This is a genomic window from Paraburkholderia sp. DHOC27 (assembly GCF_003429005.1).
Classification (GTDB): domain Bacteria; phylum Pseudomonadota; class Gammaproteobacteria; order Burkholderiales; family Burkholderiaceae; genus Paraburkholderia.
This window is the reverse complement of sequence record NZ_QVQV01000001.1, coordinates 1,583,045-1,598,749: the sequence shown is the minus strand read 5'-3', so window position 1 is coordinate 1,598,749 and position 15,705 is coordinate 1,583,045. Positions and strand designations below refer to the sequence as shown.

10 protein-coding genes are annotated in these 15,705 nt (G+C 62.5%); 5 read left to right on the top strand and 5 right to left on the bottom strand.

Annotated elements, in window-relative coordinates; all coding sequences use genetic code 11:
* The 3 genes from D0B32_RS06980 to prpF all read left to right on the top strand — a co-directional run.
* On the top strand, positions 1 to 358 hold a 358-nt coding region (locus D0B32_RS06980; RefSeq protein WP_310591181.1), incomplete at its 5' end, for a citrate/2-methylcitrate synthase.
* A gap of 329 nt (positions 359 to 687) precedes the next feature.
* On the top strand, positions 688 to 3,285 hold the full coding sequence (acnD, locus tag D0B32_RS06975; protein ID WP_117333046.1) for a Fe/S-dependent 2-methylisocitrate dehydratase AcnD: 2,598 nt from the start codon (positions 688 to 690) through the stop codon (positions 3,283 to 3,285).
* Between the two features lie 46 nt (positions 3,286 to 3,331).
* Positions 3,332 to 4,522: a 2-methylaconitate cis-trans isomerase PrpF gene (prpF, locus tag D0B32_RS06970; RefSeq protein WP_117333044.1), complete on the top strand. Its 1,191-nt coding sequence runs from the start codon at positions 3,332 to 3,334 to the stop codon at positions 4,520 to 4,522.
* Between the two features lie 261 nt (positions 4,523 to 4,783).
* Here the strand turns inward: prpF and D0B32_RS06960 are convergent, their stop codons facing one another.
* The 4 genes from D0B32_RS06960 to D0B32_RS06945 form a co-directional block, all read right to left on the bottom strand.
* Complete coding sequence (locus tag D0B32_RS06960; RefSeq protein WP_404935536.1) at positions 4,784 to 5,716, bottom strand: peptidoglycan DD-metalloendopeptidase family protein; 933 nt, start codon at positions 5,714 to 5,716, stop codon at positions 4,784 to 4,786.
* Positions 5,717 to 6,590: 874 nt separating this feature from the next.
* Complete coding sequence (locus D0B32_RS06955) at positions 6,591 to 7,934, bottom strand: cytochrome c (RefSeq protein ID WP_117333035.1); 1,344 nt, start codon at positions 7,932 to 7,934, stop codon at positions 6,591 to 6,593.
* The gene (locus D0B32_RS06950) at positions 7,931 to 8,497 is read right to left on the bottom strand and encodes a (2Fe-2S)-binding protein (protein WP_117333033.1); all 567 of its coding nucleotides are present in this window, start codon (positions 8,495 to 8,497) and stop codon (positions 7,931 to 7,933) included. Before D0B32_RS06950 ends, D0B32_RS06955 begins: the two co-directional genes overlap by 4 nt.
* Complete coding sequence (locus tag D0B32_RS06945) at positions 8,494 to 11,370, bottom strand: xanthine dehydrogenase family protein molybdopterin-binding subunit (protein ID WP_117333031.1); 2,877 nt, start codon at positions 11,368 to 11,370, stop codon at positions 8,494 to 8,496. Before D0B32_RS06945 ends, D0B32_RS06950 begins: the two co-directional genes overlap by 4 nt.
* Before the next feature lie 694 nt (positions 11,371 to 12,064).
* On the opposite strand from D0B32_RS06945, the gene D0B32_RS06940 reads away from it, so the two are divergent.
* A complete protein-coding gene (locus D0B32_RS06940; protein WP_181969732.1) occupies positions 12,065 to 12,862 on the top strand; it encodes a glycosyltransferase in 798 nt (265 codons plus the stop codon).
* Between the two features lie 25 nt (positions 12,863 to 12,887).
* On the opposite strand, the gene D0B32_RS06935 is transcribed toward D0B32_RS06940, so the two are convergent.
* Complete coding sequence (locus tag D0B32_RS06935; RefSeq protein WP_117333028.1) at positions 12,888 to 14,042, bottom strand: porin; 1,155 nt, start codon at positions 14,040 to 14,042, stop codon at positions 12,888 to 12,890.
* A 546-nt stretch (positions 14,043 to 14,588) separates the two neighbouring features.
* Between D0B32_RS06935 and D0B32_RS06930 the strand changes: the two genes are divergently transcribed.
* Positions 14,589 to 15,704 (top strand): OpgC domain-containing protein, encoded by a 1,116-nt coding sequence (locus D0B32_RS06930; protein WP_117333026.1) that lies wholly within the window; start codon positions 14,589 to 14,591, stop codon positions 15,702 to 15,704.
* The last annotated feature ends 1 nt before the right edge of the window (position 15,705 follow it).

The window sequence follows — 15,705 nt, the reverse complement described above, 5'->3', positions numbered from 1 at the left end:
CTTCGGCCATCCGGTGTACACGATCTCCGATCCGCGCAACAAGGTCATCAAGGAAGTGGCGAAGAAGCTCTCGAAGGAAGCCGGCAGCACGAAGCTTTTCGACATTGCCGAGCGACTCGAAACGGTGATGTGGGACACCAAGAAGATGTTCCCGAACCTGGACTGGTTCAGCGCCGTGTCGTATCACATGATGGGCGTGCCGACCGCCATGTTCACACCGGTCTTCGTGATTGCGCGGGTAGCGGGCTGGAGCGCGCACATCATCGAGCAGCGCATCGACAACAAGATCATCCGGCCGAGCGCGAATTACACCGGTCCAGAGAATCTGAAGTTCGTGCCGTTGGCAAAGCGTGTTTAATCAATCTGGTCATAACGGTTCCTCCTGCGTTATACGTTCGCGATTGGCATGAACCGCTGCGATGAAGCCGAGCTCCGGTCGCCCAACGGAGACAACCCGTGAGCGGTCGAGCACATGCTTCGCGCGGCGGTGACTGCATTGCGAACAGGATGACAGCGCGGCACGCGTGCGTCTACCCGGCCATTCGGCCTATTGCCAATGCGCTTGCCGATGCGGATAGAATTCTCCTGAAAGCGTGATCTCCCGCCGAAGCCTGCCGCTTGACGTGCGGAAAGGAACCGCGATTACGCAGCCGTCCCCCCGATTACAACCTTGTCTGCCCCTACGCCATGAACACTGCATACCGCAAGCCCCTGCCAGGTACCACACTGGACTACTTCGACGCGCGCGCTGCCGTCGAAGCCATCCAGCCGGGCGCTTACGACAGGTTGCCCTACACCTCGCGCGTGCTGGCCGAGAACCTCGTGCGCCGCTGCGATCCGGTCTCGCTCGTCGCATCGCTCAAACAGCTCATCGAACGCAAACGCGAACTGGATTTTCCGTGGTTCCCCGCACGCGTCGTGTGTCACGACATTCTCGGTCAGACCGCCCTCGTCGATCTCGCGGGTCTGCGTGATGCCATCGCGGCGCAAGGCGGCGACCCGGCCCTCGTCAATCCCGTGGTGCCCACTCAACTCGTGGTGGATCACTCGCTCGCGGTCGAATGCGGCGGGTTCGATCCTGATGCGTTCAACAAGAACCGCGCCATTGAAGACCGGCGCAATGAAGATCGCTTCGACTTCATCAACTGGACCAAGAAGGCGTTCAAGAACGTCGACGTGATTCCGCCGGGCAACGGCATCCTGCATCAGATCAATCTCGAACGCATGAGCCCGGTCGTGCAGGTGAAAGACGGCGTGGCGTTTCCGGACACGCTGGTCGGCACCGATTCGCACACACCCATGGTGGATGCGCTCGGCGTGATCGCGATTGGCGTGGGCGGGCTCGAAGCCGAAAGCGTGATGCTCGGCCGCGCATCGTATATGCGCCTGCCGGATATCGTCGGCGTCGAACTCAGCGGCAAGCCCGCAGAGGGCATCACCGCCACGGACGTCGTCTTGTCGCTCACTGAATTCCTGCGCAAGGAGAAAGTGGTCGGCGCGTATCTGGAGTTCTACGGCGAAGGCACCGCCAATCTCACGTTGGGCGATCGCGCGACCATTGCCAACATGGCGCCTGAATTCGGCGCCACGGCTGCGATGTTCTATATCGACGAACAGACCATCAAATATCTGAAGCTCACCGGCCGCGACGACGAACTCGTCAAACTGGTGGAAACGTACGCGAAGGAAGCGGGCCTGTGGGGCGAGCGACTGCAGCACGCCGAATATGAGCGTGTGCTGAAGTTCGATCTCTCCACCGTCGTGCGAACGCTCGCAGGGCCGTCCAATCCGCACCGCCGTTTGCCGGTCTCCGAACTGGCCGCGCGCGGCATCAGCGGCAAGGTCGAAAACGAGCCGGGCCTGATGCCCGATGGCGCAGTCATCATCGCGGCCATTACCAGTTGCACCAACACGAACAATCCGCGCAACATGATTGCCGCCGGCTTGCTGGCGCGCAATGCCAATCGGCGCGGCCTTACGCGCAAACCGTGGGTGAAGAGTTCGCTCGCGCCGGGGTCGAAGGCCGTGACGCTGTATCTGGAAGAAGCTAGCCTGCTGCCCGAGCTGGAGCAGTTGGGCTTCGGCGTAGTCGCGTATGCCTGCACGTCGTGCAACGGCATGTCCGGCGCGCTCGATCCGGTGATCCAGAAAGAGATCGTCGAACGTGACCTCTATGCCACTGCCGTGCTGTCCGGCAATCGCAACTTCGATGGGCGCATTCACCCGTATGCCAAGCAGGCGTTTCTCGCGTCGCCGCCGCTGGTGGTGGCCTATGCGATTGCCGGCACGATCCGCTTCGACATAGAGAAGGACGTACTTGGCATGGATGCCGAAGGCAAGCCCGTGATGCTGAAGGACATCTGGCCATCGGATCAGGAGATCGACGCCATCGTCGCCGCAAGCGTGAAGCCGGAGCAGTTCCGCAAGGTCTACGAGCCGATGTTCGCCGTGACGGCCGACACCGGGGAAAGCGCCAGCCCGCTGTACGACTGGCGGCCAATGAGTACCTACATCCGCCGTCCACCGTACTGGGAAGGCGCACTGGCCGGCGCCCGCACCTTGCAGGGCATGCGACCGCTCGCGGTGCTGGGCGACAACATCACCACCGATCACCTGTCGCCTTCCAACGCGATCCTGGCCGACAGCGCGTCCGGCGAGTACCTCGCGAAGATGGGCCTGCCGGAAGAGGACTTCAACTCGTACGCGACGCACCGCGGCGATCACCTCACCGCGCAGCGTGCAACCTTCGCCAACCCCACGTTGAAGAACGAGATGGTGCTCGAAGACGGCAAGGTGAAAGCGGGCTCGCTCGCCCGCATCGAACCCGAAGGCAAGGTCACGCGCATGTGGGAAGCGATCGAAACCTACATGGAGCGCAAGCAGCCGCTCATCGTGATTGCAGGCGCGGATTATGGCCAGGGGTCGTCGCGCGACTGGGCCGCCAAAGGCGTGCGTCTGGCCGGCACGGAGGCGATCGTCGCCGAAGGCTTCGAACGGATTCACCGTACCAATCTGGTTGGCATGGGCGTGCTGCCGCTGGAGTTCAAGCCAGGGGTGAACCGCCTGACGCTGGGCATCGACGGCACCGAAACGTTCGACGTGATCGGCGAGCGTACGCCGCGCGCCGACCTGACGCTCGTGATCCATCGTGGCAACGGCGAACGGGTCGAGGTGCCGGTGACCTGCCGGCTGGATACCGCGGAAGAAGTCTCGATCTACGAAGCAGGGGGCGTGCTGCAGCGCTTTGCGCAGGACTTTCTCGAGTCGGCCAGGGCGGCCGCCTGAGAGCGCCGACTACGTGCTGATCCCGTCTTAACAGGACAACTACGCAATGACTCACGCACCACAGATCAAGATTCCCGCAACCTACATGCGCGGCGGCACCAGCAAGGGTGTGTTCTTCCGCCTGCAGGACCTGCCTGCCGCCGCCCAGGTGCCCGGGCCCGCGCGCGATGCGCTGCTGATGCGCGTCATCGGCAGCCCGGATCCTTATGGCAAACAGATCGACGGCATGGGCGGTGCCACTTCCAGCACCAGCAAGACCGTCATCATCGCCAAAAGCAGCAGACCCGATCACGACGTCGACTATCTGTTCGGCCAGGTATCGATCGATAAGGCATTCGTCGACTGGAGCGGCAACTGCGGCAATCTCTCCGCTGCGGTCGGACCGTTCGCGATCAGCGCGGGCCTCGTCGACCCGGGCCGCGTGCCGCACAACGGCATCGCCACAGTGCGCATCTGGCAAGCGAATATCGGCAAGACCATCATCGGACACGTCCCCATCACGGATGGCGCGGTGCAGGAGACCGGCAATTTCGAACTGGACGGCGTGACGTTTCCCGCAGCCGAAGTGCGGCTCGAGTTCATGGATCCCGCCGCGGAGGAGGAAGGCGCAAGCGGCGCGATGTTCCCGACTGGCCAGGTGGTGGACGATCTCGACGTGCCGGGCATCGGCACGCTGAAGGCCACGATGATCAACGCGGGCATCCCGACCATCTTCATCAACGCCGACGAAATTGGCTACACCGGCACCGAGTTGCAGGACGCCATCAACGGCGATGACAAGGCGCTGGCAAAGCTCGAAACGATCCGCGCACACGGCGCGCTACGCATGGGTCTGATCAAGCAGCTCGACGAAATCGCCACGCGGCAGCATACGCCGAAGGTCGCGTTCGTCGCAAAGCCGGCAGCGTACACCGCATCGAGCGGCAAGCCGATCGCTGAGGGTGACGTGGATCTGCTGGTGCGTGCCATGTCGATGGGCAAGCTGCATCACGCCATGATGGGCACGGCGGCGGTGGCGATCGGCACCGCCGCAGCAATTCCAGGCACGCTGGTCAACCTGGCCGCCGGGGGCGGTGAACGCGAGGCGGTGCGTTTCGGTCATCCTTCCGGCACGCTGCGAGTCGGCGCGCAAGCCAGCCGCGTCGACGACGAATGGGTCGTGAAGAAGGCCATCATGAGCCGCAGCGCGCGCGTCCTCATGGAAGGATGGATACGCGTACCCGGCGATACGTTTTAAGGCGCGGGGGTTCGGGGGCTTTAGCCTTGGGCCTTGGGCCTTGGGCCTTGGGCCTTGGGCCTTGGGCCTTGGGCCTTGGGCCTTGGGCCTTGGCGCTCGGGGGCTCGGGGGCTCGGGCGCGGGATGACCGGCCCACCGCGCGGCGGCCCGCGGGTGACGGGCGTCGCATGACTGGCGTCGCGTGACGGACAACGCGCGGCGGACGGCGCGTGGCGAGCAGCGAGCAGCCTCGCAACGTAACCGCTCGCCCCGCCGTCCCGCTCAGCCTTGTTTCGCTGGCAAAAACGGCATCGGATCGATCGGTTTGCCATCATGGCGCAACTCGAACATCACGGAAACACGCGAATTGTTCTCGTTGCCCATCTCGGCGATCTCCTGCCCCTGCCGCACGATGTCGCCGGTCTTCACCAGCAGTCTGCGGTTGTGTGAATAGGCAGTCAGAAAGTCCTTGTTGTGCTGGACGATGATCAAGCTGCCGTATTCGTTCAGGCCCGTGCCCGCGTACATGACCCTGCCGTCAGCCGCTGCGCGCACCGGGTCGCCCGGCTTGCCGCTAATCTCGATGCCACGCGTCTCGCCAGCCTGGAAGCCCTCAACCACGCTACCTTGTGCCGGCCACGCAAGTGCGACAGCCTTCGCATGATGTGCCATCTCCGCCGCCACCTGGCGCGCCTCCGCCGCGTCAGGCGGGGGCGCAGCAGCAGCCGTCGGCGCCAATGGTTGTGACGCGGTGGGCGTGCCCGTGGTATCCGTGGTCGTGGATGGGGTTGCCGTTGCAGCCACTGTCCCCGAAGAACCTGTCGGGTTGGCGGGCGAAGCGGTGGTTCTCGCCGCCGTCGCACCTGCTGCGGTTGCATCGACGGTGGCCGACCCCGCCATCTTCGATGAGGTCGTCGCACTCCCAATCGACACAGCCGTTCTGGCCGTTACATTCGCAGCCGCCGCTATCGCCGCTGCCGCAGCGGCCTTCGCCTCACGTACCGCTTCCGGCGAGGCGACCTGAAGCACCTCGCCTCGCTTGAGGCGCGCGGACGGCTTCAGTTTGTTCCAGGCCAGCAGTTCCTTGACGCTACAGCCGTGATGTTGCGCGATCCGCGAAATCGTATCGCCGCGTTTGACGTGATACGTCAGCGGCGGTCCCTTCTTCAGCGCAAGTGGATGTCCGTCCAGCGACGCTTGTGGCACCGCTGCCATAGCCGTGGTTGAAGCCGCCCCAGGCACCGACAATGCCCCCGCAGCCCCCGCTGTACCGGTTACACCTGCCCCACCCGCTCCGCCACTTGTCGCCTGCGTACCCGGTTGCGCAACGTTGACGCAACCGCTCATAGCCATTGCAAGCCAGACGCCCGTGACGCCGGCCATTATTCTCTTGTCGAAACGACATGCAGACATCTTCGACTCCTGCCAATTCCGTGAGTGCTATTCCGTGACTGGGCCAGCAAAGTCCCGCCTCCCCTGCAACGCGCGCTTTCATCAACAGCGCTGCGATTCCGCAGCGGCGTTCACCCTGTTTGCGGCACTCACCAGCCCCTGCCCTGGCCAGACGATTCGGCGTAAAACGCCCTGAAATACGGCCCTTTCACGCAAAACCCAGCCAGGTTGACGATCAAAATTCCAGCGGAATTGTAAGATGATTCAGACAAAAAACGCCTCGTCCGAACAGACTGATACAACTCTTTCCGCGTGTATTGCAGCGGCCCGTCCGCTTCGTGCGGAAGGACGCCCACTCGCGTAGCACCTCCCGCATCGGCGTCGCAGCACATCAACAACATGCGCTGCCGGGCCAACCATGTCGCTCTAGATGAACGACCGGTGACGCCTGCTTATCGGCAAATCGCGCTAAAAACTTGAACGCGCCGCACGGTCGCGCGGTGCAGCACGCTGTCTCATGGAAAGAGCCAATGACGCCCCTTGCGTAGATAAAAAGCAAACGGCCAGCCCCTATCAAAGGAGCCGGCCGTTCGTCGATCCAACATCGAGCGCACGATGTGCGCTACCTGAAAGCGTCATCTCGCGTCCATCACGCATGACGCGATTCAACGCTTAACGTGAAGACCTCACGCACGCACTAGCGCAGCGCTTTCACCGCTTGCGGCGTGATATCAGCCGGTTGCCCACCCAATGTAGCGCGCAGGTAATTGCCAAGCTGCGCCAGCTCCGCATCACTCAGTTGCGCCCCGAAACCCGGCATGTCCTGCATGCGTTCGTGGCCCGGAAAATCCTGCGCGACAACACCATCGAGCATGGTCACGATCAGGTTGTGTGGATTGTTCTGACGTAGCGTCGAATTACCACTCATCGGCACGGCCACGTGCGGCTTGCCCTCGCCGTCGCGTCCGTGACAACCTGCGCAGACGCCCAGATAGAGGTTGCGACCTGCGGCCAGTTGCGCGGCATCGGCGCTGGCATCGCCATCAACACTCGCATTGACAGAAGCAGACTGCAACGGCACAGACGCAATGGGTTCGTCCCCGAGCAGATAAGTGGCCATCGCGCGCAGATCGTCGCGGCTCAGATACTGGCTGCTCAGATGTACCACCTCATACATCTCGCTGAAGGCCGAGCCTTGTGGCGCGATGCCCGTGGCGAAGAACGTCTGCAGATCAGCCGCCGTCCAGCCGCGCGCAACGAGCCCATGCGGCGTGATATCCGGCGCGCTAACCCGGCCCAACGCGTCACCCGCAAGCGGCTGCGCGTTGACGAGCTGGCCGAACTGGCCACGCGGCGTGTGACATTCGGCGCAGTGACCCAGCGCGTTAGCGAGATACCGTCCACGGTTCCAGTCCGCGGAAGTCCCCTTCGATGCGTCCGGCAACGTGTCCTTCAGGAACAACATGTCCCAGAAGCGCACGGCGAAGCGCAAGCTGAACGGGAACGATAGCTCTGCCTCACGATTGGCGACAGCCGCCGGCTTTTGCGTCATCAGCCACGCATACATCGCATCCGTATCCGCACGCGAGAGTTGACGGTATGACGTGTACGGCATTGCCGGATACAACTGGCCGTCCGGCGCCACGCCATCGTGCAGCGCCTTGTAGAAGTCAGCGGCGCTCCACTTGCCAATGCCATGCTCTTTATCCGGCGTGATGTTGGTGCCGTAGAACGTGCCAAACGGCGACGCCAGCTTCACGCCGCCCGCGAACGGCGCGCCGTCTTCGGTGGTATGACAGGCCGCGCAGTCAGCCGCTTTGACGAGATAGCGGCCGCGCGCCAGTTGATCCGTAGCGGTGCTCTGCGGACTCGCTGGGCCCGATGCGGCGGATGCCGGCGCAACCCATGGCGCAGAGGCAGCGCGAGCCGCGCTGTCGTCGTGGCCCCCGCCACATGCAACCAGCGCCGCCGTGCCCACGGCCAGCGTGATGTCTCTCAACGCGCGCAGCATGGCGGTTTGATTCGAACAGCGCCTGGTCATGCCGCGTCCTTTACGAGCCCGGGCGTCGTCATCACGACCTCCTTCACTGCCTCGTAGTAGCGCACGTAGCCGGTACAACGGCAGATATGCTCGTTGAGCGCCTCGGTGATGGTCTCTTCCACCTTCTCGCGCGCCACGGGTTGACGCTTGAGGCGCTCGATCAGCACGGTCGCGGCATTGACGAAACCGGGCGTGCAGTAGCCGCACTGGAAACTGAAGTGCTCAAGAAACTTCTGCTGGACAGGCGAGAGCGCGACCACCTCGCCCTGCTCGTTACGCTGCGCGTGTCCTTCGATCGTGCGAATCGATTTCCCCGCGAAAAAATGCGCACCCGTGATGCACGTACGAACCTCCTCACTCGTGCCGTCCTGATGGTCGAGAATCACCACGCAGGCATGGCAGACACCTTGTCCACAGCCAAGCCGTGAACCCGTGAGGTCGAGGTATTCGTGCAGCAGGTCGATCATCATCAGGCCAGCAGGAACCTGCAACGGGCCGACGTCGCGGCCATTGATTTTCAGCGAGAGGGATTGCGGACGAAAGTCCGCCAATGGCGCCGTCATGCGAGCACCTCCAGAATGTTTTGCGGCGTAACCGGCAAGTCAGTAAATCGATGTCCAATGGCGTGCGCAAGGCCATTCACGATCGCGCCGACCACCGGAATCATCACCACTTCGGCAATGCCCTTGGGCGGATCGGTTTCGGTCAATGGCGGCAGCACTTCGCCGGTCTGGGTCCACACGGCGACGTCTTTCGCGCGCGGCACGTGGTAGCGGTTGAAGTTCCACGTGCCGTTGCCGGGACCGTCTTCGTAAAGCGGCAGGTATTCGTGCAATGCATGGCCGATGCCCATTGCGAGCCCGCCTTGCAATTGCCCCGAGACGAGTTGCGGCGACAGCATGTTGCCGCACTCCATGATGGAATGATGCGCGAGCAGGTGCACCTTGCCGCTCGCCTCGTGCACCGCGAGTTCGACCAGCGTGGCCACCGCGCTGTAATACGTCACTGCCGCGTTGTTGCGCCGTACGGGCGGAATGAACACGCGCTTGCGATCCAGTACCTTGTACGCGTTCGGCGCGGCCTGCGGCGGTTTCTTCATGCTGGCATGTCTCGCCGTGCCTGAAGTGCCGGCAGTGCCCGTGGCATTCACAGGCGTGCCTTCGCCATGACGCAACGAGAGACCATCGAGCGGCAGACGCTCGATCTTGCCGTCGATCTCGAACTCAGCCTCGCTCCACTGCCAGCGATTGAACACGTGCACGGTCGCGCCCGTCACGAGCCCGAGTTCATGCGCCTTGCGCGCGAGTTGTTCGAGCGGCAGCGCTTCGAGGCCGGCCGCCGAAAGCTTGCCGTCCACCCAGCGTGCATCCTCGATGCGCATCACGAGCGGCGCTGCCTGGCCGCCGCCCGGGCCTTGCGTCCAGAGCGCGAGCGCGGCCGGCCACAAGCCGTGCGTGAAGAGGACGCGAGCAGCCTCCCGCGTGCTGTGGGTAAAGTAAAACGCCGAGTTGGTTGCGCTCGACGGCGACGCGTAGCCTGGCGACCAACGTGGATTGGCCGACAGCCTGTCCTGATCAGTCTGCGACATCGTGTATGGATCGCCGCTCGTCACGACCGGCAGATCCGGCCAGTCGGTCACGGCGACGCGCACCTCCGTGGCTGGCTTGCCAAGCCACTTCGCCACCGCGATGGCCTGCGAAGTGGACATGCCCGTACCGATCTCGGCAGCCGAGTGATGCAGACTGATCTTGCCGTCAACGGTGAACTCGACCTTGGCAAACGAGGTTTCCGCCCCCGTGCCGAAGTCCTTCTGCGTGCACGCGAAACCTACGCCGTAACGCATGCCAGGATGGGCGGCTTCGTATTCGAGCTTCTTCTTCGCGCGATCGACCCAGAGCGGGTGCGCCTGTGCCTTTTGCAGCACTTCATCTACGCGGATCGCGCCGGCCGGCACCGCGCCCTGCGTGTTCTTCATGCCGGAGCGCATGGCGTTTTTCAGGCGGAACTCAATGGGATCCACACCAAGCTGGGCGGCCATCTCATCCACCATCATTTCGGTGGCGGACATGCTTTGCAACGTGCCGTAACCGCGCGCCGAGCCGGCGTCGATGGCGCGCGAAGCGATCGCCACCGCCGAGAGGTCGTTCTTCGGGAAGTAGTAGATAGATTGCGCGGCCGTCGCGCCGACCATCGCCACCGACGGCGAGAAATTGCAGCGCCCGCCGCCGTTCGCTTCCATCGCGGCCTTGAACGTTTGCAGCAGCCCGGTCTTGCGGTCCACCGCCATGCGGTAGTGCATGGTGAAGGCGTGACGTTTGAGCGAGGTCTGGAACTGCTCGTAGCGGTCATTCGCAAGACGCACCGGGCGCCCCTCCGCATACATCGCCGTGACGAGACCGTAGAACGGCACGTTGAAGTGATCCTTCGAGCCGTAGCCCACCGTGTAGCAAGGGTGCAGGAAGATCTGCCGCACCGGGTGCGCACACTTCGCCACCATGCTCGCGGCGCTCTCCACGACTTCGGCCGGCGCCTGGGTCGGCACGATCATATGCAGCGATTGCGTCGCGCGGTCGTACCAGCAGTTGGCGTTGTCGGGTTCGAGCGCGGCGGTGTCGATGGACTGCGTGTGATATTCGCGGTCCATGACGAGCCAGTCGCCGGACGGATGATCCAGTTCCTGCTGGATGCGCTCCGCGTGGAACATGCCCTGCTCGTCGAGCTTGCCATGCTCCTTGCCGTCCGGCCACACCGGCTGATGTTTGCGCATCATGCCCGGAAACACCGGGGCGTCCTTCAGACTCGAGAAGGTGTCGTCGTCATAGGGCGTCTTGCCGCCCACCCGCACGAACCGGAAGGTGCCCCACGGATCGCGTTCGAGCGGCCCGGTCTGCGCGCCATAGCGAATGATCTCGTCACGGAACTTGAGCTTGTCTTTCGCAAAGCGAAAGCGCGCAAAGTCGTGGTAGATCAAGATGGCAACCGCTTGCCCCAGATAAGCTGGCGTCTTGCCGCTGGGCAGCAGCATGTCGTCGCCGTAGAACGCGGGGAAGGCAAGACCGTCGCGCGTCAGATCGTCGGCTGTCACGATGCGGTCGGGCTTGAGTTCCTCGCCAAGCAATGTCAGGTCGAAGCCCTCATACAGACAGTCGGCGCGCGTGGTACGCAGAATGAACGCATGCGCCTGTTGCTGCGGCCAGTGCGGCATGTCGGAAGCACGCATGTCCCGCGCGAACACTTTCGCGCCGCTCACCTTGGCGACACCGTCAATGCGGGACCGGGCCTGACCATTCACCGCATCCCACTGGATGGGTGTAAGAATCTTTTCTTCAAACAATGCAGCAAACGCGCGGCTACCAATCGGCGCGATATACACCGATACGCCCGCGATTACGCTGGCCTTCAGAAAACTACGACGCGTGAGGTCGAGTTTCCCCATACGCTTCTCCTTTGATGGACGACGGCGGCAACTCTGGGAAACAGGCGGTGCGAGCGTGACGTACCGTGGGCATGTCTGCATGCGCGCAAACACGAGAACTTCGTGCCTGCGCTAACGGCCTGCCTGCGCGTGAACGAGCTCGCACTGCTGAGAGTTGCCAACTTTGCCTACCCGTTGGCAAGGCAAAGCGCGGGATTATCGCGCTGCCCTATGCGCGATGCGTAAAGATTTGTCGCCAATCAAAACTGACGACTTGGCGAGTTCAGGCGATATATAACTAGTACGGATGCCTTACCATACCTGATGAGCATGAGAGTGGGACATTTCGATGCATGTCATTTGATCTAGTTCGGTATACGAATTATTTTGCTTGAACTTTTCTGAATTGGCACTCCGGTCTGGCGCAGAGTGCCTTGTCATGCGGCACGGCGCCCGGCAGGTTCGCAACCATGCGTCACCCGGCGGGCGTCAACACTGCCGTGAGTTTCTCTTGGGCAATCTGCAGAAATATCCGAACGAATATGAGCGGTTTGCTGATAGGCCAACGCGCGCAATAGCAATACGCTCACGTTCCCGGCCTCGCTTGTAAAGGCGCCCGCCTGACGCCAACCATCCGGCTCCCGAGATGCGGAAGGGCATCAGGCGGTGTCGAGTCCGGCAACCATTCCAGCCCCCTACCCGAGCCCATTCACCCATGACGACACCTGGCTCCCCGCTCACACTGGCAACCATAATTCCTTGCCATAACAGCGCCGTAACCCTGGCACGCGCCATCACGTCGGCATTGAGCCAACCCGAACTGGACGAGCTGCTGGTCGTAATCGACGCCTCCCACGACGACAGCCTGCGTATCGCTCAACGTTTCGAGCAGGACGATTCCCGCGTGCGTGCCATCGATGTGGCCACCCAGGGCGGCCCGGCGCAAACGCGCAACTTCGGCGCCGCGGCGGCGACCAGTGACATCTTGTGCTTTCTCGATGCGGACGATGAACACCTACCCGGCTTCTACGGGTTCGCCAAACAGGTCTTCGCGACTCTTCCGCAATGGGCCGGTCTGAAATGCGGCACCGAGATCGTGGATTTGCCGGAGGGCTTGTCCCTCGACGACACCGACCCGCGCTATGACGGCGTTCTGGCCTCCGCCCCCTGGAATCTGGCGGTTCGCAAGCCCGTGTTCTGGATGGCGGGTGGCTTCCCTCAAGGCAGCGTGTTTCGCGGCAAACTGGGTGGCGAGGACCTCGCACTCAATCGGGCGCTGCGCCACAACTTCGACGTCGCTTTCACCGAGCTGAAATTCTGTCGTCACTACAACCGGCCCGGCTCCCATCTCGAACAGTATTTGCGCCGCACGAGCGTCGTGGATGGAAGCGTGGTGTTTGCGACGTCGCTGCCGGAAGAACTCGACGGCTCAATGGATCTCGCGCTATCGCAGCACGTGGAGCGCGCTGCCAGTAACCAATCGTTGCAGTCTCTGCAGAAAACGCAAACGTGAGTGCGCCGAAGCAGCGGCCTGTGGATTAGAACTTGTGCCGGATCGCCGCGCGGACCGCAAACTGGTTCGCCGTCGACGACACGCCCGCTGCACCAGGAATGTAGGCATCATCCAGCACGGTGTCAGTTTTATCCCCCGCCACCTTCTGATAAGCCGCCTGGAAATAGAGGTCTGTCCGCTTCGAGACGTTGTAGTCGGCCATCAGGCCGAACGTGTGATATTTCGGGCTCTCGTTGCCAGAGGTCGCGTCCATCGTTCCTTCGGTGTACACATATTGCGCGCCGACGAAAAATTCCGGCGTGAGTTGATACTTGCCGTTCAGCTCGAAGTTCTGGAATTTGATCGCGGTAATCGTGCCGCCGTTCGGTGCGACGATCGAGCCCACGTACACCGACGTGTCGGTGCCGGACGGCTCGCCGACATTCGTGTTCGTATAAACGAAACCTACCGTCGCCGCGCCGAACGTGTAGTTCAGGCCGCCGCCAAAGATGCGCAGATTTTCCGAGGCAAAATTCGCGTCGTTGATCGCAATCGCGCCGTCCGTCGTTAGCCCCGGATTGCTGGCCTCCAGGTAGGACGCCACCACCAGCAGGCCGCCGTTCGTGTATTGGCCACCCAGGCTGTACTGGCGGTTATTGGCAAATCCGGTCTCATTGCTGAAACTGTAGGTGCCGCCAAACTGAAGCCCATTGATTTCCGGGCTGGTGTATTTAATGGTGTTGTTCACCCGAAACGAGTTGTCGGTATTGTCGTTGTCGTAGGGATGCGAAAGCAGATATCCACCCCACGTGCCGTTCGCTGTCGCCTGCGCAACATAATCGACCACTGAATCATATTGCCGGCCAAAAGTGATGGTGCCGTAATTGAAAGCGGTCAGCCCGACGAAAGCCTGGCGTCCAAAGAGCCGGCCGCCCTGGCCCAGCGCGCCACTGTTCACGTCGAAGCCGTTTTCCAGGTCGAAAATCGCTTTCAGGCCGGTGCCGAGGTCTTCCGATCCCTTCAACCCCCAACGGCTACCCTGCGCATAGCCGCTCTCCAACTGATACGCCGATTTATCGTCCGCGTTATTGGTGTAGTTAATGCCCTCGTCGAGTACCCCGTACAGCGTAATGCTGCTTTGCGCTAAGGCAGGCACGGCAAAGACAGCGGACAAAGCCAGCGCAATCATTTTCTTTTTCATGAAGCTCTCCCGACTTTCTGGCCTTTAGCCAGCACGTAGCCAACTTCGAGAACCCTCTTTTTTATTTGCCGCAGCCACTTCGTTTTCTTGCGCATTCACCGGTCGTGGAAATGATGCTTGCACACCGATAGTGGGCCGTCCATCGGGACACGATGCACCGGGGTAAAGCGTTGCGAAATATCAACGTGACAAAGATCGAGATTGCACATTTCTCTGGTTAGAGCTTGATGCCGGGCGGATGTCCTGGCCAATCGGATAGCTGCAGTTCTGCTTACCATTCTGTAATATGATCGGACGCCATTTGAAAGCAAGCGTGCCTGCGTGACCCGTGCTGCCCCGCTGTCGTGGCCATGTGTGACGTACCACGCGTGGCGCACGGCGCGCAGGGTTGCACGTGTCGTGGGCCGAGCGGCCTCGCCGCGTGCCGTGTAACCGGTGCAGACGCCATCGGCATTGCCGGGCGCGCCACGTTTCCCCTTTTTGACCTCTGCCAGCGCTCGGTATCAAGCCAGCGAGCCCGCGCCAGCAGCTTTTTTGTCTCATGCAATGCAAAAGTCATCGTCCCGTTTGATCGAGCTCGATTTTCTCCGCGGCCTGGTTCTGCTGATCATCCTCGTAGATCACATCGGCGGCAGTGTGCTGTCGCACGCCACGCTGCACACTTTCGCGCTGTGCGATGCCACCGAAGTGTTCGTCTTCCTTGGCGGCTTCGCCACCGCGACCGCCTACGCCGCACTCGCCGGGCGGCGTTCCGAGGCGACCGCACGCACGCGCTTCCTGCGCCGCTCGCTCGAAATCTATCGCGCCTTTCTGGTGACGGCCGGCTTGATGCTGCTCGTCAGCGCGGTGTTGATCGCGTTCAGCATCGACGCACCCAATCTGACCTTGACGGATCTCGACGATCTGCTGGATGCACCGCTCGACGCTGTGCGCGACATCCTGCTGCTACGCCGCCAGCCTTATCTGGCGTCGGTGCTGCCCATGTATGCGTTCTTCGCGCTGACTGCACCGCTGGTCGTGCCGCTCGCGCGGCGTCGCCCGCTCTGGCTGCTGGCGGGCAGCACCGCGCTGTGGGCGGCGGCGCCGCAGCTTGCCGACTATCTGCCCACTCTCGAAGACACGACGTGGAATTTCAATCCGCTCGCGTGGCAACTACTGTTCGTGCTGGGTGTCATCGCGCGCTGCCAGCCGGTACATCAGAAGCTCGGCGCGGATCGGGCAGGCTGGCTCGTCAGCGTGCTGGCGTTCACGGTGGTGGCGGCCGCTGCCGCGCTCAAGCTGATTGGCCCGCAGATGCCCTTCGATCCAGGCTTCAAGCAAAATCTGTCGTGGCTGCGGGCCGTCAATTTCGTGGCGATCGCGTGGCTCGCCGCCAACCTGATCCGGCGCGGCTGGGTCAGGAAGTGCGCGCAATGGCTGCCGTGGGTGGGCATGATCGGCCGCAAGGGCCTGGTGTGCTTCATTGCGGGCGCGGTCATTTCGCTCGTGGTCGATTCGCTGCTATACGCCGCGACCGACGGCTACCTCAACGTCTCACTCGGCCTGCTGGCGGATACGCTGGCAATTGGCGCGCTCGCCGCGGTGGCGTGGGCGGCCGAGCCGATTCAGCGCGTCTTCGCGTGGCGCTTGCGGGCCGCCGGCACGGGCGGCTTGTCCAGCTAGA